25 protein-coding genes and 2 pseudogenes are annotated in these 21,987 nt (G+C 32.0%); 23 read left to right on the plus strand and 4 right to left on the minus strand.

Features of this window, described 5'->3' with window-relative positions:
• Positions 1-58: 58 nt before the first annotated feature.
• The 3 genes from AB6T46_RS01365 to AB6T46_RS01375 are packed head-to-tail and all read left to right on the plus strand — an operon-like array spanning position 59 to position 2,997.
• Positions 59-799 carry an SDR family oxidoreductase gene (locus tag AB6T46_RS01365; RefSeq protein ID WP_370931641.1) on the plus strand — a complete coding sequence of 247 codons (741 nt, stop codon included), beginning with the start codon at positions 59-61 and terminating at the stop codon, positions 797-799.
• A gap of 38 nt (positions 800-837) precedes the next feature.
• Positions 838-1,686, plus strand: coding sequence for a fumarylacetoacetate hydrolase family protein (locus AB6T46_RS01370; RefSeq protein ID WP_370931649.1), 849 nt, complete (start codon positions 838-840; stop codon positions 1,684-1,686).
• A gap of 27 nt (positions 1,687-1,713) precedes the next feature.
• The gene (locus tag AB6T46_RS01375; protein WP_370931642.1) at positions 1,714-2,997 is read left to right on the plus strand and encodes an L-fuconate dehydratase; all 1,284 of its coding nucleotides are present in this window, start codon (positions 1,714-1,716) and stop codon (positions 2,995-2,997) included.
• Between the two features lie 33 nt (positions 2,998-3,030).
• Here AB6T46_RS01375 and AB6T46_RS01380 read toward each other — a convergent pair.
• Positions 3,031-3,805: pseudogene (locus AB6T46_RS01380) on the minus strand (ABC transporter ATP-binding protein).
• A gap of 151 nt (positions 3,806-3,956) precedes the next feature.
• On the opposite strand from AB6T46_RS01380, the gene AB6T46_RS01385 reads away from it, so the two are divergent.
• The 20 genes and pseudogenes from AB6T46_RS01385 (at position 3,957) to oppF (ending at position 18,769) form a co-directional block, all read left to right on the plus strand.
• Positions 3,957-5,135, plus strand: coding sequence for a peptide ABC transporter substrate-binding protein (locus AB6T46_RS01385; protein ID WP_370931650.1), 1,179 nt, complete (start codon positions 3,957-3,959; stop codon positions 5,133-5,135).
• A gap of 20 nt (positions 5,136-5,155) precedes the next feature.
• The gene (locus AB6T46_RS01390) at positions 5,156-5,560 is read left to right on the plus strand and encodes a hypothetical protein (RefSeq protein WP_370931651.1); all 405 of its coding nucleotides are present in this window, start codon (positions 5,156-5,158) and stop codon (positions 5,558-5,560) included.
• Positions 5,561-5,644: 84 nt separating this feature from the next.
• Complete coding sequence (locus AB6T46_RS01395; protein ID WP_370931652.1) at positions 5,645-7,120, plus strand: peptide ABC transporter substrate-binding protein; 1,476 nt, start codon at positions 5,645-5,647, stop codon at positions 7,118-7,120.
• An 11-nt stretch (positions 7,121-7,131) separates the two neighbouring features.
• Positions 7,132-7,266, plus strand: a complete 135-nt coding sequence (locus AB6T46_RS01400; protein WP_370931653.1) for a hypothetical protein — start codon at positions 7,132-7,134, stop codon at positions 7,264-7,266.
• Positions 7,267-7,707: 441 nt separating this feature from the next.
• Positions 7,708-8,148 (plus strand): ABC transporter substrate-binding protein, encoded by a 441-nt coding sequence (locus AB6T46_RS01405; protein WP_370931654.1) that lies wholly within the window; start codon positions 7,708-7,710, stop codon positions 8,146-8,148.
• 34 nt (positions 8,149-8,182) lie between these two features.
• Positions 8,183-9,091 (plus strand): ABC transporter substrate-binding protein, encoded by a 909-nt coding sequence (locus AB6T46_RS01410; protein WP_370932034.1) that lies wholly within the window; start codon positions 8,183-8,185, stop codon positions 9,089-9,091.
• Between the two features lie 203 nt (positions 9,092-9,294).
• Complete coding sequence (locus AB6T46_RS01415; protein WP_370931655.1) at positions 9,295-10,152, plus strand: peptide ABC transporter substrate-binding protein; 858 nt, start codon at positions 9,295-9,297, stop codon at positions 10,150-10,152.
• Between the two features lie 11 nt (positions 10,153-10,163).
• Positions 10,164-10,730, plus strand: coding sequence for an ABC transporter substrate-binding protein (locus AB6T46_RS01420; protein WP_370931656.1), 567 nt, complete (start codon positions 10,164-10,166; stop codon positions 10,728-10,730).
• A gap of 8 nt (positions 10,731-10,738) precedes the next feature.
• The gene (locus AB6T46_RS01425; protein WP_370931657.1) at positions 10,739-10,915 is read left to right on the plus strand and encodes a hypothetical protein; all 177 of its coding nucleotides are present in this window, start codon (positions 10,739-10,741) and stop codon (positions 10,913-10,915) included.
• A 41-nt stretch (positions 10,916-10,956) separates the two neighbouring features.
• Positions 10,957-11,127, plus strand: coding sequence for a hypothetical protein (locus AB6T46_RS01430; RefSeq protein ID WP_370931658.1), 171 nt, complete (start codon positions 10,957-10,959; stop codon positions 11,125-11,127).
• Positions 11,099-12,139 carry a peptide ABC transporter substrate-binding protein gene (locus tag AB6T46_RS01435; protein WP_370931659.1) on the plus strand — a complete coding sequence of 347 codons (1,041 nt, stop codon included), beginning with the start codon at positions 11,099-11,101 and terminating at the stop codon, positions 12,137-12,139. Before AB6T46_RS01430 ends, AB6T46_RS01435 begins: the two co-directional genes overlap by 29 nt.
• Positions 12,132-12,566 carry a hypothetical protein gene (locus AB6T46_RS01440; protein WP_370931660.1) on the plus strand — a complete coding sequence of 145 codons (435 nt, stop codon included), beginning with the start codon at positions 12,132-12,134 and terminating at the stop codon, positions 12,564-12,566. Before AB6T46_RS01435 ends, AB6T46_RS01440 begins: the two co-directional genes overlap by 8 nt.
• Before the next feature lie 596 nt (positions 12,567-13,162).
• On the plus strand, positions 13,163-13,651 hold the full coding sequence (locus tag AB6T46_RS01445; protein ID WP_370931661.1) for an ABC transporter substrate-binding protein: 489 nt from the start codon (positions 13,163-13,165) through the stop codon (positions 13,649-13,651).
• 14 nt (positions 13,652-13,665) lie between these two features.
• Positions 13,666-14,649, plus strand: coding sequence for an ABC transporter substrate-binding protein (locus tag AB6T46_RS01450; RefSeq protein ID WP_370931662.1), 984 nt, complete (start codon positions 13,666-13,668; stop codon positions 14,647-14,649).
• Positions 14,650-14,870: 221 nt separating this feature from the next.
• Positions 14,871-15,167, plus strand: a complete 297-nt coding sequence (locus tag AB6T46_RS01455) for a hypothetical protein (protein WP_370931663.1) — start codon at positions 14,871-14,873, stop codon at positions 15,165-15,167.
• Positions 15,140-15,793, plus strand: coding sequence for an ABC transporter permease subunit (locus AB6T46_RS01460; protein WP_370931664.1), 654 nt, complete (start codon positions 15,140-15,142; stop codon positions 15,791-15,793). Before AB6T46_RS01455 ends, AB6T46_RS01460 begins: the two co-directional genes overlap by 28 nt.
• A gap of 9 nt (positions 15,794-15,802) precedes the next feature.
• Complete coding sequence (locus AB6T46_RS01465) at positions 15,803-16,711, plus strand: ABC transporter permease subunit (RefSeq protein WP_370931665.1); 909 nt, start codon at positions 15,803-15,805, stop codon at positions 16,709-16,711.
• Positions 16,712-16,719: 8 nt separating this feature from the next.
• Positions 16,720-16,908: a hypothetical protein gene (locus AB6T46_RS01470; RefSeq protein ID WP_370931666.1), complete on the plus strand. Its 189-nt coding sequence runs from the start codon at positions 16,720-16,722 to the stop codon at positions 16,906-16,908.
• Positions 16,909-16,935: 27 nt separating this feature from the next.
• On the plus strand, positions 16,936-17,655 hold the full coding sequence (locus AB6T46_RS01475) for an oligopeptide/dipeptide ABC transporter ATP-binding protein (RefSeq protein WP_370931667.1): 720 nt from the start codon (positions 16,936-16,938) through the stop codon (positions 17,653-17,655).
• Positions 17,656-17,739: 84 nt separating this feature from the next.
• Positions 17,740-18,769 (plus strand): annotated as a pseudogene (gene oppF, locus AB6T46_RS01480) (murein tripeptide/oligopeptide ABC transporter ATP binding protein OppF).
• A gap of 275 nt (positions 18,770-19,044) precedes the next feature.
• On the opposite strand, the gene mctP reads toward oppF, so the two are convergent.
• Genes mctP through bioA form a run of 3 tightly spaced genes read right to left on the minus strand, consistent with a single transcriptional unit; the run spans position 19,045 to position 21,985 of the window.
• A complete protein-coding gene (gene mctP / locus AB6T46_RS01485; RefSeq protein ID WP_370931668.1) occupies positions 19,045-20,496 on the minus strand; it encodes a monocarboxylate uptake permease MctP in 1,452 nt (483 codons plus the stop codon).
• Entirely contained in the window at positions 20,497-20,676 is a 180-nt protein-coding gene (locus tag AB6T46_RS01490) for a DUF3311 domain-containing protein (RefSeq protein ID WP_370931669.1), read from the minus strand.
• A gap of 19 nt (positions 20,677-20,695) precedes the next feature.
• Positions 20,696-21,985, minus strand: coding sequence for an adenosylmethionine--8-amino-7-oxononanoate transaminase (gene bioA / locus AB6T46_RS01495; RefSeq protein ID WP_370931670.1), 1,290 nt, complete (start codon positions 21,983-21,985; stop codon positions 20,696-20,698).
• Positions 21,986-21,987 lie beyond the last annotated feature (2 nt).

Consider the following 21,987-nt stretch of genomic DNA (forward strand, 5'->3'; position numbering starts at 1 on the left):
TATTGTATTTAGCTGTTGCGAGATTATGTTATGTGATAACAGGTAATTGGAGAGAAATATGGATCTCAAAGGAAAAAGAGTGTTAATTACAGCAGCAGCGCAAGGTATTGGTCGTGCTTGTGTGGAATTATTCGTTAAACATGGTGCTTATGTAATTGCAGTAGATATTAATCAAACGACTCTTAATACATTAGATGCGTCTGAAAAATTTTGTTTAGATTTAATGTGCGTAGATAAAATAAAAGAATTAGCAGAAAAAGTTAAAACTATAGATGTACTATTTAATTGTGCTGGTTATGTACACAATGGAACAATTTTAGAATGTAATGAAGAAGATTGGGACTTATCTTTTAATTTAAATGTTAAATCAATGTTTCATATGATACAAGCCTTTTTACCTTGTATGTTAAAAAATGGCTCAGGCTCTATAATTAATATGTCCTCTGTTGCTTCTAGTGTTAAAGGTGTATCTAATCGTTTTGCTTATTCTGCTAGTAAAGCAGCTGTGATTGGTTTGACAAAATCTATTGCTGTTGATTATGTGGCAAAAAATATTCGCTGTAATGTTATTTGCCCGGGGACAGTAGAATCTCCATCGTTAAAGTTACGTATAGCTGAGCAAGCTAAATTACAGAATAAAACTGAGCAAGATGTTTATAATGAATTTGTTTCAAGGCAACCAATGGGTCGTATAGGTAAAGCAGAAGAAATTGCTGAATTAGTTCTTTATTTAGCTTCAGATGCTGCTAGCTATACTACCGGAACTATACAAATTATTGATGGTGGTTGGAGTAATTAAATATTATTGATTTTAGGTAAGTAAAATAAGGATTAATAATGAAACTTTTACGTTATGGTGCTAAGGGGCAAGAGCTTCCTGCAATATTAGATAATAATGGTAATATACGTGATTTATCGGCGTATATTAAAGATATTGCTGGTGATATATTGTTACCAGAAAATTTAGAAAAGTTAAAAAAAATCGATATAACTAGGTTACCATTAGTTCCAAATGATGTCAGAATAGGAGCATGTGTTGGTAATGTAGGTAAATTTATTTGTATCGGTTTGAATTATGTTGCTCATGCATCTGAAACTAGTTGTAAAGTACCAGAAGAGCCAGTTGTTTTTAATAAATGGACTAGCGCAATAATAGGCCCTAATGACAATATAGAAATTCCTATTAATTCTACTAAAACTGATTGGGAAGTGGAATTAGGTGTGGTGATAGGTAAAGGAGGTAAATATATTGAGCAGAAAGATGCATTGACGCATGTAGCTGGTTATTGTGTTATTAACGATGTATCTGAACGCGATTATCAGTTAAATCGTTGTGGTAGTTGGGATAAAGGTAAAGGCTGTGATACTTTTGGTCCTATAGGTCCTTGGTTAGTCACGAAAGATGAAATAGCTGATGTTCATGATTTAAATTTATGGTTAGAAGTAGACGGAAAAAGATATCAAGATAGTAATACTAAAGCTATGGTTTTTACAGTAGACTATTTAATATCTTATCTTAGTCAATTTATGAGTTTACAACCAGGTGATGTTATCGCTACGGGTACGCCTCCTGGAGTAGGGTTAGGATTAAACCCGCCAGTATTTTTAAAAGCCGGACAGAAAATTAAGTTAGCTATTGATGGATTAGGTGAGCAAAATCAATTAGTGGTTAATGCGAAAAAGTAATTTAATAATATTACCTGCGGAGATAAAATGACCAAAATTATTGGTATGCGCGTTGAAGATATTCGGTTTCCTACCTCTCAGAGTTTTGCTGGTTCTGATGCAATGAATCCTGACCCTGATTATTCAGCTGCTTATGTGATATTGGAAACGGATCTTGGTTTAGAAGGTCATGGTCTTACTTTTACCATTGGTAGAGGTAATGAGTTATGTTGTATAGCAATTAATTCCATGCAACATTTATTAGTGGGTTTAGATCTTGAGTGGATAACAGAAGATATAGGACGTTTTTGGTCTTATATTACCGGAGATAGTCAATTACGTTGGATAGGTCCAGATAAAGGTGCAATACATTTGGCTACAGGAGCTATAGTTAATGCAGTGTGGGATCTTTGGGCAAAAAAAGAGAATAAAGCTGTTTGGCGTTTAGTAGCCGATATGTCACCAGAGCAATTAGTTAAATGTTTAGATTTTAGTTATGTAACTGATTGTATAACTAAAGATGAAGCGCTGCAAATGTTAAAACAACAAGCATCTGGTAAGAAAGAGCGTATAATAACATTAGAAAAAGAAGGTTATCCTTGTTACACTACTTCAGCGGGTTGGTTAGGTTATGATGATGATAAATTAAGAGGGCTTATTAAGGAAGCGCTAGACGAGGGTTTTAAACATATTAAGTTAAAAATAGGGCATAATTTACAAGATGATATACGTCGTGTATCTCTTGCTAGAGAATTAATTGGCAATGATAGACAATTGATGATAGATGCTAATCAGGTTTGGGAAGTATCGCAAGCTATTGAGTGGGTAAAGCAATTGAGCTTTGCTAAGCCTTGGTTTATTGAAGAGCCAACAAGTCCGGATGATATTCTAGGTCATAAGGCTGTTCGTGTTGCCGTAACTCCAGTAAAAGTTGCTACTGGAGAAATGTGTCAAAATCGTATAATGTTTAAGCAGTTTATTATGGCGGGTGCTATTGATGTTGTACAAATAGATGCTTGTCGTCTAGGTGGTTTAAATGAGGTATTAATAGTGTTATTAATGGCGGCTAAATATAATTTACCTGTTTGCCCCCATGCAGGTGGTGTAGGTTTGTGCGAGTATGTACAACATTTAGCTATGATTGATTATATTTGTATTTCTGGTACAAAAGAAGGTCGAGTAATAGAATATGTAGATCATTTACATGAGCATTTTGAAGATCCATGCGTGATAAAAAGAGCTGCTTATATGCCTCCTTCTAAGGCGGGATTTTCAATTACCATGAAAAAACAATCTAGAGAAAAATATTTATATAAAAATATGTCTAAATGATACATTAATTAATGCAGCTAATTAGCTTTTTTATTAACATTCTTCTTCACAGCTACAATAAATAGCAAATGGACATCCACCAATTTGGGTGATATCCATTTTAAGATCATAAAGAGAATGTAGTTTTTTCAGCACAAATAATTTCATGAGGAGAACCGGTGTATTTTACTTCTCCATCTCGCATTGCAACTATATGATGAGTATATAAAGAGGCAAAATTAATATCATGTAGTACAGTAATAATGGTTTTTCCTAATTCTTCAGCTGCTTTTTTTAATAATCTCATAATAGAAATAGCATGTTTCATATCTAGATTATTTAAAGGCTCATCTAATAATATATATTCTGTATCTTGACATAATACCATAGCTATAAAAGCACGTTGTCGTTGTCCTCCGGATAATTCATCCAAAAATTTAGTTGCTAAATTTTCTAATCCTAAAAATTTTAATGATCTAGCTACATGCTCTTGGTCGTTTTTATTGGGTTTTCCTTTAGTATGCGGATAACGTCCAAAAAGAATTAAATCATAAACAGTAATTCTTGGTAGCAGGTGATTATCTTGTCTTAAAATAGCCAATTGTTTGGCTAAGGTCGAGGAAGGAGTGGTTAATATATCCATGTCTTTTACACAAATACAACCTTTATCCATGGGTAATAACCTACTGATTAACATTAATAACGTAGATTTTCCTGCTCCATTAGGGCCGATAATGGCAGTTAATTTATTAGACGGAAAAACTAAAGAAGTGTCTTTTATTACAAAATTTGTACCAAATTTTTTTGAAACACCTGTAATTTTTATCATGTTTTAGCCTTTAGTTAAAAATTATGATTATTTTTATCATATTTTTATCATAATAACAATATTTGCTTTTCCACAAGGGTTAAAAATGGTTTGACAATCGGGATATCTATGTTAACCTGATTAAGAGAGCGGATATTAAAAGGGGAGTTAAATGCAATATATCTTTAAATTAATAAAAATTTTATGTGGCGTAATTTTATTGTCTATATATGCTATCGGGAACTCTTCTGTTCTGGCAAATAGCAAAAATAATCAAAATACTCTTAAGTTATCTATACCTGATTCTCCATCTACTTTGGATCCTACCTATAGTTTGGATGCTCACGCTAATGAGATTTTACTAAATTTGTTTGAAGGGTTAGTAGTACGTGATATAAATGGTAATATGGTACCAGGAGTAGCTGAATCTTGGACAAATAAAGATAATAAAATTTGGACATTTAAATTAAGAAAAAATGCAAAATGGTCAGATGGAAAATCTGTTACAGCACATGATTTTGTATATTCTTTTCAACGTATAGCAGATCCTAAAACCGCTACACCCTTAGCTGGTTCTTTAATTGAGATTGGTTATAAAAATGCTGAAGCGATCGCTAAGGGAGAATTACCAGTTAGTGCGTTAGGGGTTAAGGCTTTAGATGATTACACTGTAGAAATTGCTTTAGAAAAATCTATTCCATATTTTATAGAAATAGCAGGCATAGTACCTTTACGTAAAGATATAATAGAAAAATATGGTGATAGATGGACGCGCCCAGAAAATTTTATTTCTAATGGAGCTTATAAATTAGATGAATTGATCTTGCAAGAAAAGGTAGTTTTATCGAAAAATCCGTATTATTGGGATAATAAAAATACCTCTATTGATAAGGTTGTTTATCTGGTCATCTCTGATGATAATATAGCTTATAATAGATTTAAAATAGGTGAGATAGATATAGTTAATGTAAATACCCCTAAAAATTTATATGAAAGAGCCAAAAAAGATTATCCCGCGAATTTAGATGTTTATCCTAGGTTGGGTATATTTTATTTAGGTGTGAATGTTAAGAAAATACCAAATAAAAAAGTTAGGCAGGCATTACAATTAGGTGTAGATCGGGAAGTTATTACAAATAAAATATTAGCTACCGGTCAAAAGCCAGCTTATAATTATGTTCCATATAATATAAAGGGAGCAAATTTTGCTGAGCCTGAATGGGCGAAATGGACAGCTAAACAGCGTTATGCTAAAGCTAAACGCTTGTTAGCTGAGGCAGGTTTCAATAAAAATCGCCCTTTTAATTTGACTTTGACTTATGCAAGTGGTGTGGTGAGCTTGGACCATTAATAGCTGTTGCTATTCAGTCTATGTATAAAAAAAATATTGGCGTGGAAGTTAAGCTTGAACATATGGAATGGAAAACTTTTTTACAAGAATGTATAGCTGGTAATTTAGCAACTTGGTTTATTGGTGGTGCTGCTGGTTTTAATGATGCTTTAACTTTTTTAAATCCTTACTTGACTGGTCATAGTGCTAATGTAAGTACTTATAGTAATATAGTATATGATGATTTGATAAGGAGTAGTTATACTGCAAAAGATCTAGCAGAAAGAAGAGCACTTCTTCAAAAGGCTGAATATATGTTGCTAGATGAGGCAATCGTCATTCCATTATATTATCCTATAAATAATTTAGTAGTTAAACCGTGGGTTAAAGGATTAGGTAAAAATCCTTTTGGGATGCCTAGAGTAAATTTATTATATTTAGAATAAATTTACAATAAGTCTGCAATTGATAGCTGCTTATAGCTAAATTACTATATATAGATAATTCTGCAATTAATCATAGGAGGTAAAATGATTAAAATATTTAATAATTTGATAAAGTCTGTTTGTGTCTTTATATTATGCTGTAGTACACTACATGTAGCTGCTTTTGCAGGCGGAATTGCGGCAAAACGCAATGTATTAACTATCTATGATACTTCTTCGCCAACTAGTTTAGATAGAATTTTTACCAATGATATCCCTTCTTTAGATATTATAAGAAATTTATTTGAAGGGTTAGTTGAACGTGATCAAAAGGGCGAAATGGTTCCAGGAGTGGCTGAATCTTGGACAAATAAAGATAATAAAATTTGGACATTTAAATTGAGGAAAAATGCAAAATGGTCAGATGGCAAATCTGTCACAGCGCATGATTTTGTGTATGCTTTTCGACGTTTAGCTGATCCTAAAACGGCATCTCCTTTAGCTAGCGAGTTGCTGGAGATGGGTTGTAAAAATGCTGATGATGTTATTAAAGGAAAACTTCCAGTTGAAGAGTTAGGTGTAAAAGCTTTAGATGATTATACTGTGGAATTTACTTTAGATAAACCTATCGCTTATTTTTTAGAAGTGGTTGAATACCCACCTCTACGTAAAGATTTAATTGAAAAATATGGTGATAAATGGACTGCGGTAGAAAATTTAGTGGTGAATGGTCCTTATAAATTAGAAGAATTAGTGTTACAAGAGAAAACAGTTTTAGTTAAAAATCCATATTATTGGAATAAAGATAATATAGCAATTGATAAAGCTGTTACATTGGTAATAGCAGATCCTAACACAGCTTATAATCGTTTTCTTGCTGGTGAGTTAGATGTAGTTGGGGTAGGAGCACCAAAACCTTTATATGAGAGGGCTAAAAGAGAATATGGTGATAAAGTTTTGCGCTTTCCTAGACTATCTATCTTTTATTTAGGTATTGATTTTGATAAAATACCAGATGTTAGAGTTCGTAAAGCCTTACAATTAGGCATAGATCGCGATATTATTACAGATAAGGTCTTAGGATCGGGGCAGGTTCCTGCATATAATTTTGTTCCTCCTAATCTAAAAAATGGCAATTACCCACAACCTGAATGGGCAAATTGGACTAAGCAGCAACGTCATAAAGAAGCTAAAAGATTATTAGCTGAGGCTGGTTATAATGAAAAAAATCCTTATAAATTTAAACTTTCTTATTCAACTGGAGAAGTTGCTACTACTATAGCGGTAGCGTTGCAATCTATGTATAAACGTAATATAGGAGTAAATGTATCTCTAGAGAATATGGAATGGAAAACTTTTTTACAAGAGCGTGAGGCTGGTAATTTAGAAACTTGGTTTATTGGTGGTTCTGCTGGCTTTAATGATGCATCAACTTTCCTAGTTCCATATGTAAGTGATGCAAGTTACAATGTGGCTAAATATAATAATCCTATGTTTGATGAATATATGGCGCAAAGTTATCTCGCAACTGATCCGGCAAAAAGAGATAAGTTATTAGAGGCGGCACATAAGATTATATAATAGAGGAATCTGTGGTGATACCTCTATTTAACGCTGTTTCTAATGTAATAGTTAAGCCTTGGGTTAAAAATTATGTAGCAGATCCTTTTGGCAAAGCTTATCCAAAATGGTTGGAGTTAGAAGGTTTCCCCAAAGGGAAAAAATAAATTATTAATTAATTGGGTAAGAAAGAGGATTATTTTTCAAAAAGCTGAATATATGTTGTTAGATGAGGAATTTTTTCTTTTATTATCCAATTAATCATTTTGTATCACAGCCTTTAGGTAAGGATTAGAAAAATACCTTTGAGCTGTCTTGCAGCACACTTATTATATTTAGATAAGTGTGCGGTTGTTAAACAGGAGGTAAAATGATGAAAATATTTAATAATCTGATAAAATCTGTTTGTGTCTTTATGTTATGTTTTAGTATATTTCAGATACCTGCTTTTGCAACAGCAACTGCGGCAAAACGTAATGTATTGACCATTTCTAATAGCTCTTCGCCAACGACTTTTAGATCCAGCCTTTGCGAACGACATACCTTCTTTAGATATTTTAAAAAATTTATTTGAAGGGTTAGTCGATCTCGATCAGAAGGGAGATGTGGTGCCAGGAGTAGCTGAATCTTGGACAAATAAAGATAATAAGATTTGGACCTTTAAATTGCGGAAAAATGCAAAATGGTCAGATGGAAAATCTGTCACAGCACATGATTTTGTATATGCTTTTCAACGTGTCGCTGATCCTAAAACTGCATCTCCCTTAGCCTCTGGTTTAATAAATGTTGGTTATAAAAATGCTGAAGCTGTCATAAAAGGAGATCTTCCGGTTGAAGAGTTAGGCGTAAAAGCTTTAGATGATTATACTGTAGAAATTACTTTAGAGAAATCGATTCCTTATTTTTTAGAAATAGCTAGGACTCCACCGTTGCGTAAAGATTTGATTAAAAAATATGGTGATAAATGGACTGCGGTAAAAAATTTAGTGGTGAATGGTCCTTATAAATTAGAAGAATTTAGTATTACAAGAGAAGACAGTTTTAGTTAAAAATCCACATTATTGGAATAAAGATAATATAGCAATTGATAAAGCCGTTACATTGGTAATAGCAGATCATAATATAGCTTATAATCGTTTTCTTGCAGGGGAATTAGATGTAGTTGGTGTAGGAGCCCCAAAACCTTTATATGAGAGAGCTAAAAAAGAATATGGTGATAAAATTCTGACATTTCCTAATTTGTTTGTTTCTTATTTAGGTATTAATGTTAAAAGAATGCCAGATGTTAGAGTTCGTAAAGCTTTGCAATTAGGAATAGATCGCGATATTATTACAGATAAGATTCTAGGATCGGGGCAGGTTCCTGCTTTTAATTATGTTCCTTCTAATATAAAAAATGGTAATTATCCCCAACCTGAATGGGCAAATTGGACTAAGCAGCAACGTCATAAAGAAGCTAAAAGATTATTAGCTGAGGCTGGTTATAATGAAAAAAATCCTTATAAATTTAAACTTTCTTATTCAACTGGAGAAGTTGCTACTACTATAGCGGTAGCGTTGCAATCTATGTATAAACGTAATATAGGAGTAAATGTATCTCTAGAGAATATGGAATGGAAAACTTTTTTACAAGAGCGTGAGGCTGGTAATTTAGAAACTTGGTTTATTGGTGGTTCTGCTGGCTTTAATGATGCATCAACTTTCCTAGTTCCATATGTAAGTGATGCAAGTTACAATGTGGCTAAATATAATAATCCTATGTTTGATGAATATATGGCGCAAAGTTATCTCGCAACTGATCCGGCAAAAAGAGATAAGTTATTAGAGGCGGCACATAAGATTATAATAGAGGAATCTGTGGTGATACCTCTATTTAACGCTGTTTCTAATGTAATAGTTAAGCCTTGGGTTAAAAATTATGTAGCAGATCCTTTTGGCAAAGCTTATCCAAAATGGTTGGAGTTAGAAGGTTTCCCCAAAGGGAAAAAATAAATTATTAATTAATTGGGTAAGAAAGAGGATTATTTTTCAAAAAGCTGAATATATGTTGTTAGATGAGGAATTTTTTCTTTTATTATCCAATTAATCATTTTGTATCACAGCCTTTAGGTAAGGATTAGAAAAATACCTTTGAGCTGTCTTGCAGCACACTTATTATATTTAGATAAGTGTGCGGTTGTTAAACAGGAGGTAAAATGATGAAAATATTTAATAATCTGATAAAATCTGTTTGTGTCTTTATGTTATGTTTTAGTATATTTCAGATACCTGCTTTTGCAACAGCAACTGCGGCAAAACGTAATGTATTGACCATTTCTAATAGCTCTTCGCCAACGACTTTAGATCCAGCCTTTGCGAACGACATACCTTCTTTAGATATTTTAAAAAATTTATTTGAAGGGTTAGTCGATCTCGATCAGAAGGGAGATGTGGTGCCAGGAGTAGCTGAATCTTGGACAAATAAAGATAATAAGATTTGGACCTTTAAATTGCGGAAAAATGCAAAATGGTCAGATGGAAAATCTGTCACAGCACATGATTTTGTATATGCTTTTCAACGTGTCGCTGATCCTAAAACTGCATCTCCCTTAGCCTCTGGTTTAATAAATGTTGGTTATAAAAATGCTGAAGCTGTCATAAAAGGAGATCTTCCGGTTGAAGAGTTAGGCGTAAAAGCTTTAGATGATTATACTGTAGAAATTACTTTAGAGAAATCGATTCCTTATTTTTTAGAAATAGCTAGGACTCCACCGTTGCGTAAAGATTTGATTAAAAAATATGGTGATAAATGGACTGCGGTAAAAAATTTAGTGGTGAATGGTCCTTATAAATTAGAAGAATTAGTATTACAAGAGAAGACAGTTTTAGTTAAAAATCCACATTATTGGAATAAAGATAATATAGCAATTGATAAAGCCGTTACATTGGTAATAGCAGATCATAATATAGCTTATAATCGTTTTCTTGCAGGGGAATTAGATGTAGTTGGTGTAGGAGCCCCAAAACCTTTATATGAGAGAGAGCTAAAAAAGAATATGGTGATAAAATTCTGACATTTCCTAATTTGTTTGTTTCTTATTTAGGTATTAATGTTAAAAGAATGCCAGATGTTAGAGTTCGTAAAGCTTTGCAATTAGGAATAGATCGCGATATTATTACAGATAAGATTCTAGGATCGGGGCAGGTTCCTGCTTTTAATTATGTTCCTTCTAATATAAAAAATGGTAATTATCCCCAACCTGAATGGGCAAATTGGACTAAACAACAACGTTATAAAGAAGCTAAAAGATTATTAGCTGAGGCTGGATATAATGAAAAAAATCCTTATAAATTTAAGCTCACTTATTCAACAGGAGAAATTGAGACTACTATAGCGGTAGCAATACAATCTATGTATAAACGCAATATAGGAGTAGATGTATCTTTAGAGAATATGGAATGGAAAACTTTTTTACAAGAGCGTAAATCTGGTAATTTAGATTTTTTCCTTCTGGGCAGTGTTGCTGGTTTTAATGATGCATTAACTTTTTTAGTTTCATTTGTAAGTGATGTAACTTATAACGTATCTAGATATGATAATCCTATTTTTGATGCATATATGAATCACAGTTATCTGGTGCTTGACCGGTAAAAAGAAATATGTTATTAGAAGCTGCGCATAAACTTATAATTGAGGAATCTGTGGTAATACCTTTATTTACTACTGCTTCTAATGTATTAATTAAGCCTTGGGTTAAAAATTATGTAGCAGATCCTTTTGGAAAAACTTATCCAAAATGGCTAGAGCTAGAAGGTTTCCCTAAAGGGAAAAAATAAATTGTTAATTAAATGGAGATAAGAAAGAAGATAGGTAGTAAATGTATATTTTAAGATATTTTTTGTCTGTGGTTTTGTTTTTTATCTCCATTAATATGGTTAGTGCAGCACATAAACCAGAGGTTCCTACATTAACTTTATATGATATTAGTTCACCTCCTACGTTAGACCCGACTTTCTCTGATGATCCAACGTCACAAAATGGTTATTGATAATTTATTCGAGAAATTAATAGAGCGGGATCTTGAAGGTAAGATAACAGCTGGTGTTGCTGTATCTTGGAAAAATAAAGATAATAAAATTTGGACATTTAAATTAAGAAAAAATGCGAAATGGTCAGATGGAAAACCTGTCACAGCGCATGATTTTGTATATGCTATAAGAAGAACTGTTGATCCTAAAGTTGCATCCCCGTTAGCCGGTAGATATATGACTATAGGTTATAAAAATGCAGTAGAAATTGTTAATGGTAATATTTCTGTAAAGGAATTAGGTGTTAAAGCTATTGATGATTATACTCTAGAGATTACTTTAGAGAAACCAGTGCCATATTTTATTGAAATAGCTGGTATTGCACCGCTGCGCAAGGATGTAGTTGAAAAATATGGAGACAAATGGACAAATGTAGGAAAGTTTATTGGTAATGGTGCTTATAAATTAGAAGAATTTATTTTACAAGAAAAAATAATTTTGAAAAAAAATCCATATTATTATTGGGATCAAAAGAATGTACAAATAGAAAAAGTTAATTTTTTAGTTATAACAGATACGGCTGTTGCTTATAGTCGTTATATGGCAAATGAATTGGATATAGTCTTTGTAAATACTCCAAGATCATTATATGAAAAAGCTAAAAAGACCTATCCTAATGAATTATATCAAGTTCCGCGTGCATCTGTTTCTTATATTGGTATAAACCATGATAAAATTTCAGATAAAAGGGTTAGAAAAGCTTTGCAGTTAGGCATTGATAGAGAAATTATCGCTAAACATGTTTTAGGGGCAGGATATCGCCCTGCATATAATTTTGTTCCTCCTAGCATTAAACATGCTAATTTTAGTAAACCTGATTGGAGTGAATGGAGTGATCAACAAAGATATGCGGAAGCAAAAAGATTATTAGCTGCAGCAGGATATAATGAGCAAAATCCTTATAAATTTACTTTATATTATGATACTTCAGAAACTGGAAAATTTAGCTGTCGCTGTGCAATCTATGTATAAAAAGAATATTGGAGTAGAAGTTAGTATAAATAATTTAGAGTGGAAGACATTATTGCAAAGAAAAGCAGATAGTGAATTAGAAAGCTTTTTTACAGGAAAGTATCCACAATATAATGATCCGTTGAGTTTCTTATTAGATGCTATTAGTTATTCCACTTATAACGATGTTCGCTATAAAAACCTTGTTTATGATAGGCTCGTTGAAACAAGTTACTATGTAACTAATGTAGCTGAAAGAAGAGACTTACTAGAATATGCTGATAAGTTGCTCATTGAAGATGTTGTGTATATTCCTATTTATTTTCCGGTAGCTAATGTATTAGTTAAGCCTTGGGTAAAGGGATATGGTAAAAATCCTTTTGGTAGACCGCGTGTTAGTCTGATGTCTGTTACAATGAGTGAGCGTGCTAAAGCTCGTAATCGATAATGATATAGGTAGCGTAGCGATAAGTAATGACTAATGATTGTAATAAACTAACTAAATCTTAGTGAAATAATTATTGATGCTAGGAATTTTATATTATAAGTCTATTGAAATTGACAATAAATAAAAATTAGTAAAGTTAATAATTATTGATACTGGGTAATTTTAGCATATTGCGCTGTTGAATCTAACTATTTATAAGCCCTTCATAACAGGGGTAGCTAGATTTTTAATATATTCCCATTGAAATTGATAATAACTAGAGTTTAGTAAAGTTAATAATGATTAAGCTTGGGTAACCCACTAATTATTGGGCGTAGTTTAGTTTATAATGATCAAATTTGGTTAGGGTAATGATTGATGATTATCCTAATTACTTGCATGTGTTTTTTAATAATGCTATGCTTTCTCTAAGACAACCAATAATTATTACTTATTAGTATAAGTAATAATAGCTTAGCAGAAGGAATAATTATCAGTTTAGTTGTGTTACATGGTGAATAGTTTACCGATTAATTTGTAAAGGAGCTGTTATGTTTAGATCTTTATAAAACGCCTTATTATTATGTGTATTTATTTTATGCGTACCGTCTTTTACATTGGCTGCTAAAGTTCCAGAAGGAACCAAATTAGCCGATAAACAAACTTTAATCCGTAACAATGGTACAGAGCCTAGTACTTTAGACCCGCAACTTATGAATGGTGTGCCGGAGTCAGCTTTGGGGGCGGAGTTGTTCGAAGGATTGACTATTACAGGTGCTAATGGTGAAATACTACCTGGGGTTGCAGAAAGTTGGCATACAGATGATAATAAAATTTGGGTGTTTAAGTTAAGAAAAGATGCAAAATGGTCAAATGGTGATCCTGTTACAGCGCATGACTTTGTTTATTCTTTCCGTAGGTTAGTAAATCCTAAAACATTAGCTCCTTATGCGAGTTATCTTAATTATGCTAATTTGGTAAATAGTGCTGAGATAGCTTCTGGTAAAAAATCACCGGAATCTTTAGGGGTTAAGGCGTTAGATGATTATACTTTGGAATTAACGTTGAGTGAAGTGAAGAAATACCATATTTACCGGGCTTATTAACTCATTCTAGTGTTTTGCCAACTCATAAAGCTACTGTAGAGAAATATGGTGATTCATGGACCGCGGTAGAAAATTTTGTAGGCAATGGAGCCTATAAACCTAAGCTGTGGGTTGTAAATGAAAAGATTGTATTAGAACGTAGCCCAACTTATTGGAATAATAAAAATACTATAATTGATGAAGTTACATTTTTAACTATTGAACAGGCGTCTATAGATGTATCTCGTTATTTAAGTGGTGCGAATGATATTACTCTTAGTGTTCCGATTGAGCAATTTAATATGTTGAAGCAACGTTATCCAAATGAATTAATTAAAGAAAATAAATTATGTACATATTATTATGAATTAAATCAAACAAAACCTCCTTTTAATGATGTTAGAGTCCGTGAAGCTATTAAGTTGGCTGTTGATAGAGATATTTTAACTAAAAGAGTTAAACGTCAATTTGATATAACAGCTTTTAGTTTTACTCCTCCACCATTTACACAGGGTGCACAACTAACTAAACCAGAATGGTTATCTAATTTATCTTATGCTCAAAGAATAGCTAAAGCAAAAAAATTATTACAAGAAGCAGGTTATAGTAAAAAAAATCCTTTAGAATTTTCCTTATTATATAATAAGGATGAAGCTCATAAACTGCTAGCTATTGCAGTAGCTTCTATGTTAAAGACTAAGCTTGGTGTTAATGTAAACTTAGAAAATCAAGAATGGAAAACTTTCTTAGAAACTAAGCGAAATAAAAACCATCAGATGGTTCGTTCTGGTTGGTGTGCAGATTATAATGAACCAAGTGCATTTTTGAATATATTCTTATCAAAAAGTAGTAACAATAATGCTGGTTTTGCTAGTCTTTTGTATGACGAAACTCTCAAAAGTGCATTATCTGCTAAAACTCCAGAAGCCAGAGCATCTACGTATCAAAAAGCTGAAGAGATACTAGATAAAGAATCTGTTATAATTCCTATTACTATTATGTGCAAGCTCGTATGGTGAAGCCATATGTAAAAGGATTTGCAAATAACAATCCTCTAGGAACTCAATATACTAAAGATATGTATATTGTAAAATAATATATTAAATTTTTGTATGGAGTTTATGTAAATAAGCAAGAATATCTAGTTTTTTACTCTATATGTTTAACTAGATATTTGCTTTATGGTTATTTTACATAACTTTGTGGAACTTTTGTAGTAAGTTATATATGGGAGTATAAAATGTTACAACTTATGGTGCGTCGGTTATTGATAGGAATACCAACTATATTTATTATAATTACTTTATCTTTTTTACTTATGCGCTTTGCGCCAGGTAGTCCTTTTAGTCAAGAGCGTGCTTTACCACCAGAAGTTATAGCCAATATAGAAGCAAAATATGGTTTTGACAAACCTTTATCAGAACAATATTTTAATTATTTGTCTAGCTTACTTAGAGGTGACCTTGGTCCTTCTTTTGTATATAAAGAAAAAAAACGGTTAATGAACTGTTGGCTGATGCTATTCCCGTATCAGTAAAATTAGGTTTATATATTTTTGTTGTTTCTTTGATATTAAGTATTACTGCAGGTATTATTGCGGCTTTAAATCATAATAATAAATGGGATTATAGCGTTATAGGGATTTCTTTGATTGGTTATATAATACCTAACATAGTGTTAGGTCCTATGTTGATTTATATATTTGCGGTTTATTTTCCTATATTACCTGGTGGCGGCTGGGAAGGTGGTAAATGGCAACATATGATATTGCCTGTTGCAACTTTAGCACTAAGTTCGTTAGCTACTAAAGCTCGTATGACAAGAGGTAATATGTTAGAAACTTTAAATTCTAATTATATCCGTACCGCACGTGCTAAAGGTTTACCTAAATATAAAATAATTTTACGCCATGCTTTGCGTCCGGCCCTTGTGCCTTTAATTCCTACTTTAGTATTTTCTTTAATCTACATATGGTCAGGCACTTTAATTATAGAAAAAGTATTTGGGTTACCAGGAGTAGGACATTTATTTGTTAATAGTGCTTTAAATAGAGATTATTCCTTGAGTTTATCATTAACTATGTTAACAGCTATATCTATTATTGTAGGGGCTATAATAATAGATATTCTATATACAGTAGTTGATCCTAGATTACGTAAATAGGAGAAAAAAATGTCTATTAATAATAAAATATCTTATCCACAAGAAGCACCTGTAGAAAATTTATCAATTAAATCTAGAAGTTTATGGGGTGACGCTTTAAGTAGATTTATGAAAAATAGGTTAGCAGTATTTAGTATGTTCATGTTATTGCTGCTGTTATTATTTGTTATTATTGTTCCTATGATTTCTCCTTTTGAGTATGATGATACTGACTGGAGTATGATTTCAATGCCTCCAGATTTTGCTTCTGGTCATTATTTTGGCACTGATATGACAGGAAGAGATTTACTTGTTCGTGTTGCCGTTGGGGGCAGGGTATCTTTAAGTATCGGAATTTTAACTGCATTATTATCTGTAGGAATAGGCTTATTTGTTGGCTGTGTTATGGGCTATTTTGGTGGGCGTACTGATTTTTTCTTAATGCGTTTTATCGAAATTTTAGATGCAGTTCCTTTTATGTTTCTAGTTATTTTAATGGTTGCTATATTTGGTAGAAATCTGACCTTATTGTTTATAGCTATTGCTGTAACATCTTGGAGTGGTGTCGCTAGGGTGGTTAGAGGTAGTACTATGTCCTTACAAAAACAGGAATTTGTTGATGCTGCTATAACTTGTGGAGCAGGGAAATTTAGCATTATTATTAGACATATTATACCTAACTTATTAGGTATAGTTATAATTATGGCTTCTAGTATGGTTCCTTCTATGATATTGGCAGAGTCAATGTTAAGTTTTTTAGGATTAGGTACACAAGAACCATTCAGTAGCTGGGGAGCTTTAATAAGTGATGGTAGTTCAGCTTTTATAGGGGCGTTATGGCTATTAGTGTTTCCTTCAATATTTTTAGTTATCACATTATTTTGCCTATTGTTTATAGGCGATGGTTTACGTGATGCTTTTGATCCAAAAGATAGATAAGGTGATACATGGTAGAAGTTAAAGAACGTGAAAAACTTATAGTTAATCCTGAGAATTTTAAAAAAGATATATTATTAAAAGTTCAAGATTTGAATGTGAAATTTAAAACGCCTGATGGGGTGGTAACTGCAGTTAATAATTTAAATTTTGAATTAAATAAAGGTGAAATTTTAGCTATAGTTGGTGAGTCTGGCTAAGGAAAGTCTCAAACAGCTTTTGCTTTAATGGGGTTGTTAGCAAAAAATGGATTAGTAGAAGGTGCAGCTTATTTTAATAATGAAAATATTTTAGAATTTAATGAGAGGCAATTTAATAAAATAAGATCAAAAGAAATATCAATGATATTTCAAGATCCTATGACCTCACTTAATCCATATTTAAAAGTGGGTACTCAACTGACAGAGGTAATGCACCATAGCGGCATGAGTAAAAGAGCAGCTTTTGAAGAATCTGTCCGTATGTTAGATGCTGTTAAAATTCCTCTCGCTAGAAGCAGAATGAATATGTATCCTCATGAATTTTCTGGTGGTATGAGTCAAAGAGTAATGATAGCTATGGCATTGTTATGTAAGCCTAAATTACTCATTGCTGATGAGCCTACTACAGCACTAGATGTTACTGTACAAGCGCAAATTATGGCGTTATTGAATGAGCTTAAAAAAGATTTTGATACTTCAATAATTTTAATAACTCATGATTTAGGTGTCGTAGCTGCTGTTTGCGACAAAGTATTGGTAATATATGGTGGTAGGACAATGGAATATGGAACTGTAAGAGAGATTTTTTATGATCCAACTCATCCATATACTAAAGGATTGTTAAGATCTGTTCCCCGTTTAGATGGCTATGATCAGGAATTATATAGTATTCCAGGTAATCCACCTAATTTACTTAATTTACCTAGGTTGTCCTTTTTCTCCGCGTTGTTCGTGTGTGACGGATAATTGTAAAAATATTCCACCTGAGTTAGTGGAATTTGATACAGAACGTCTGCGTGCTTGTCATAAGAACAAAGAGGAGTTAAATTAATGCAAGATATAGTAGAAAAAAATTTGGTAGATAATATAGAAACAACGACCCCTAAAAAGGTTTTAGAAATAAAAGATTTAAAAGTACATTATTCTGTTACTAGTAAAAAGAGATGGTTTTGGCAGCCTTCAATAAAATTAAAGGCGGTGGATGGAGTGTCTCTTTCATTATATGAAGGAGAGACTTTAGGTGTCGTTGGTGAATCTGGTTGTGGTAAATCTACTTTAGCCAGAGCTATTATGGGGTTAGTTAAAGTTACTTCTGGTTCTATTGTTTGGCTAGGTCAAGACATATCTGCGCTTAGTAAAACTAGTTGGAAAGAGGTTCGTAAAGATATACAGGTGATATTTCAAGATCCATTAGGGTCTTTAGATCCTAGAATGACAGTCGGTGATATTATTGCTGAGCCTTTAAGGATAAATTTTCCTTCTATGAAACGAGCAGAAATCAAAGAAAAAGTTAAAAATATGATGGATAAAGTAGGGTTATTACCTAATTTAATTAACCGATATCCTCATGAATTTTCTGGTGGACAATGTCAGCGTATTGGTATTGCAAGAGCTCTTATTTTAAAACCTAAATTAATAGTGTGTGATGAGCCGGTTTCGGCATTGGATGTTTCTATTCAAGCACAAGTAATTAATTTATTACAATCAGTACAAAAAGAGATGGGACTTGCATTAATTTTTATAGCTCATGATTTATCTGTAGTAAAACATATATCAGACCGTGTGCTAGTTATGTATTTAGGTAATGCAGTAGAATTTGGTGCGTGTAAGGAAATTTATGATAATCCTAAACATCCATATACTCAGGCTTTATTGAGCGCAGTTCCTATTCCTGATCCTGATAAAGAAAGAAGTAGTAATACAATTATTAATTGATGATTTACCTTCTCCTATTAATCCTCCGTCTGGATGTGTATTTAGAACTAGATGTTCTCAAGCTGATGCAGAATGTGCTAGTACTAAACCCGTTTTATTGGGTAATGAAGAACATAAAGTATCATGTGGAAAGGTTAAGATTTAATAATTAGATTATTAAAATAGTTTTATTATTAATAATATTGGTAGACACCTATGTAGCAAGTATAATTTTTGTTTAGTCTTGTTATTGGGTGTCACGGATAAAATTATGGTTATATATATATGAGGTAATAGTTACTGCAGTTAACCGGTTTATAAAGTTTTATCGTTCTTATATTTTTATCGTTACAGATTATTTTTGCTAAGAAAATTTTATTAATCTCCTGATTTTAGCGTAAATAATGTTAAATCAGGAGATTAATATAGTATTACTTATTATTATTTGCGTAATACTAGGCTTAAAATAGTTGCTGTTATACTATTAATTAATAATGCTGTTAGCCCTATGTAAAAAGTATAATTTTCTCCCATAATTGTTAATTGATGTAATGGGGCAAAATCATGGGTATATATTAAATATAAACTAATTGCTACTCCAGCTAACCATCCAATTAATAGAGCTCTTCCGCGATAAAATTTAAAAAATAATCCAAATACCAATGCTGGAAGGGTTTGTAAAATGCAAATACCACCGAGTAATTGTAAGTTTAAAGCAAATTTAAGTGGTAATAGCATTATAACTAATAATGCTCCTAGCATAACTATTAAAGAACCAATTTTAGCTACTCTTGTTTCTGTTTGTTCTGATATATTAGGATTAATATAAATTTTCCAGAGATTACGAGTGAATAGATTGGATGCACCTATACTCATTACTGAAGCAGGTATTAATGCTCCGATAACAATAGCGGCAAAAGCAAATCCGACAAACCATTGTGGAAATATATTTTGAAATAATGTAGGAACTATGTCATTAGAATCATGAACTGAAACATGGGTAGCATAAGCCATATAACCTAATAAAGCTAATAAACCTAATAAAATAGTGTAAGCAGGTAAAAATATAGCATTTATTTTTATCGTATTTTCTGATTTAGAGGCTAATGTACTAGTTAATGTATGTGGATACATAAATCCTGCTAAAGCGGATCCTAATGCTAAGGTAGCATAAGCAAAATATTGAGATTTATCTAAGATAAGACCAGCTGAGTTTTTCGATGCAAAAGCTTCACTAGCAAGATTAAAGATATTTTCGTATCCTCCTAATTTTATAGGTATGATAGCGATAGCAACAATAACTACTATATATATCATTATATCTTTAATAAACGCAATAAAGGCTGGAGCTTTTAAACCTGATGAATAAGTATATAAACCTAAAATAAGGAAAGATAAAATAATAGGAGAATATCCACTTAGTCCTAACTGTTTAAAAATTACAGACATACCAATAACCTGCAATGCTATATAAGGCATTATTGCTATAATGCCTGTAATAATTGCTACTACAAATTCTAGACCGCGAGAATTATATTTATGTAATACAATATCTGCAGAGGTAATATGGTTATGTTTAGCAGCATAGCGCCATAATAATGGCATCACTACAAAAATAAAAGGGTAAACCAAAATAGTATATGGTAAGGCAAAGAAGCCATAAGCCCCTACAGCATATACTAAAGCTGGTACCGCTATAATTGTATAAGCTGTGTAAAAATCTCCTCCTAGTAAAAACCAAGTTAGCCATGCGCCAAATGATCTACCTCCTAACCCCCATTCATTTATACTTTTATTTTTATTTTTAGATCGTGTAATAAAAAAACCAAAAGCAAGAGTGCTAGCAAAACAAAAAATAAATACTAAAAAAGTTTGATTTATTAAAAAATTCATTTATCTCTCCATTTTATAAACAAACCAAATTAATAATGAAGTAAGCGGCACCCATAAAAATTGATACCAGTAAAAAAAAGGTATGCCCCAAAGTTTAGGGTCTATTTTATTATAAAATGGTACCCATAGCAGACCTATGAATGGTAATAACAATAATAAATATAAAAATATACGCTTCATTATTTCCTCCTAATTAGATTTATATTAAAGATAAAATTTCATCAATGCGTTCATAAGCATTTATTAATTCTTTTTCAGTTATACAATAAGGTGGTAGTAAGTAAATAGTTTTTCCAAGCGGTCTTATTAATAAGGATGCTTGTATGAATTGTTGTTTTAGTTGGTTTATTTTATCAACTGATATTTCAACATTGAAAGCTGAGATAGTTCCTTTATATCTTAGCTGGCTTATTTTAGGATTTTTGCAGAGAATATCTAACCCTTTTTTATGTAGTTCTGGTAACGTTAATAATTTTTTTTGACAACTATCTTGTTGTAGTAATTCTAATGAACAATTTGCTGCAGCACAGGCTAATGGATTAGCTGTATAAGAATGTCCATGTAGAAAAGCTTTATTAATATTATCACTTAAAAAGGCATTATAAATTTTTTTGTTGGTTATAGTTAAGGCTAGAGGTAAAAAACCACCCGTTAAACCTTTAGATAGACATAAAAAATCAGGAGTTATATTGTCTAATTGTTGAAAAGCAAAATAGCTACCTGTCCGTCCAAATCCTGTCATTATTTCATCAAAAATAATTAAAATATCGTAGTTTTTTAAAATATTAATAAATTTATTTAAAAATACAGGACGACAAAATCTCATACCGCTAGCACCTTGTATTAAAGGTTCTAATATGAAGGCAGCTATATTATTATGATTTTCTGCTAGATAAATTTCTAATTGTGTTAATGACTTTTGTTCTTTTTCTTCTACTAAAGGATCATTTTCCCACGTAGCTGGAAAATAAATAGAAGTAGTCTTGAAAAATAGATCAGAAAAAACATCATGAAATCCTGACTGTGATCCTACTGACATAGCACCGAAAGTATCTCCATGATAGCCACCTTCAAAACTAACAAAAATATTTTTATTAGTATGTCCTAAATTTTTCCAATATTGATAAGACATTTTTAAAGCTACTTCAACTGCGGTTGAACCATTATCTGAAAAGAAAAATTTAGTTAATTGATCAGGTAGCATAGCTTTTAAAGCATCACATAGATTTATCGCCGGTTCATGAGTAAAACCTGCGAAAATTACATGTTCTAATTTTTGAGATTGTTGGTAAATAGCCTGAGCTATATCAGGTTGTGCATGTCCATGTAAATTTACCCACCAGCTAGAAATTAGATCAAGATAACCTTTGCCATTTTCATCATAAAGATAAGCACCTTTACCACTTGTTATTGCTAATATTTCTCTAGCGGTTTTCTCCTGTGTGAATGGGTGCCAGATTAAATTTTTATCTCGTTGTACTAATGACATAA

Source organism: Bartonella sp. DGB1, assembly GCF_041345015.1.
GTDB lineage: Bacteria > Pseudomonadota > Alphaproteobacteria > Rhizobiales > Rhizobiaceae > DGB1.

Coding starts and splice junctions, on each gene's coding strand:
- AB6T46_RS01365 (WP_370931641.1), top strand. CDS start 59: ATGGATCTCAAAGGAAAAAGAGTGTTAATTACAGCAGCAGCGCAAGGT.
- AB6T46_RS01370 (WP_370931649.1), top strand. CDS start 838: ATGAAACTTTTACGTTATGGTGCTAAGGGGCAAGAGCTTCCTGCAATA.
- AB6T46_RS01375 (WP_370931642.1), top strand. CDS start 1,714: ATGACCAAAATTATTGGTATGCGCGTTGAAGATATTCGGTTTCCTACC.
- AB6T46_RS01385 (WP_370931650.1), top strand. CDS start 3,957: ATGCAATATATCTTTAAATTAATAAAAATTTTATGTGGCGTAATTTTA.
- AB6T46_RS01390 (WP_370931651.1), top strand. CDS start 5,156: ATGTATAAAAAAAATATTGGCGTGGAAGTTAAGCTTGAACATATGGAA.
- AB6T46_RS01395 (WP_370931652.1), top strand. CDS start 5,645: ATGATTAAAATATTTAATAATTTGATAAAGTCTGTTTGTGTCTTTATA.
- AB6T46_RS01415 (WP_370931655.1), top strand. CDS start 9,295: ATGATGAAAATATTTAATAATCTGATAAAATCTGTTTGTGTCTTTATG.
- AB6T46_RS01425 (WP_370931657.1), top strand. CDS start 10,739: ATGTTATTAGAAGCTGCGCATAAACTTATAATTGAGGAATCTGTGGTA.
- AB6T46_RS01430 (WP_370931658.1), top strand. CDS start 10,957: ATGTATATTTTAAGATATTTTTTGTCTGTGGTTTTGTTTTTTATCTCC.
- AB6T46_RS01435 (WP_370931659.1), top strand. CDS start 11,099: ATGATCCAACGTCACAAAATGGTTATTGATAATTTATTCGAGAAATTA.
- AB6T46_RS01440 (WP_370931660.1), top strand. CDS start 12,132: ATGTATAAAAAGAATATTGGAGTAGAAGTTAGTATAAATAATTTAGAG.
- AB6T46_RS01455 (WP_370931663.1), top strand. CDS start 14,871: ATGTTACAACTTATGGTGCGTCGGTTATTGATAGGAATACCAACTATA.
- AB6T46_RS01465 (WP_370931665.1), top strand. CDS start 15,803: ATGTCTATTAATAATAAAATATCTTATCCACAAGAAGCACCTGTAGAA.
- AB6T46_RS01470 (WP_370931666.1), top strand. CDS start 16,720: ATGGTAGAAGTTAAAGAACGTGAAAAACTTATAGTTAATCCTGAGAAT.
- AB6T46_RS01475 (WP_370931667.1), top strand. CDS start 16,936: ATGGGGTTGTTAGCAAAAAATGGATTAGTAGAAGGTGCAGCTTATTTT.
- mctP (WP_370931668.1), bottom strand. CDS start 20,496: ATGAATTTTTTAATAAATCAAACTTTTTTAGTATTTATTTTTTGTTTT.
- AB6T46_RS01490 (WP_370931669.1), bottom strand. CDS start 20,676: ATGAAGCGTATATTTTTATATTTATTATTGTTATTACCATTCATAGGT.
- bioA (WP_370931670.1), bottom strand. CDS start 21,985: ATGTCATTAGTACAACGAGATAAAAATTTAATCTGGCACCCATTCACA.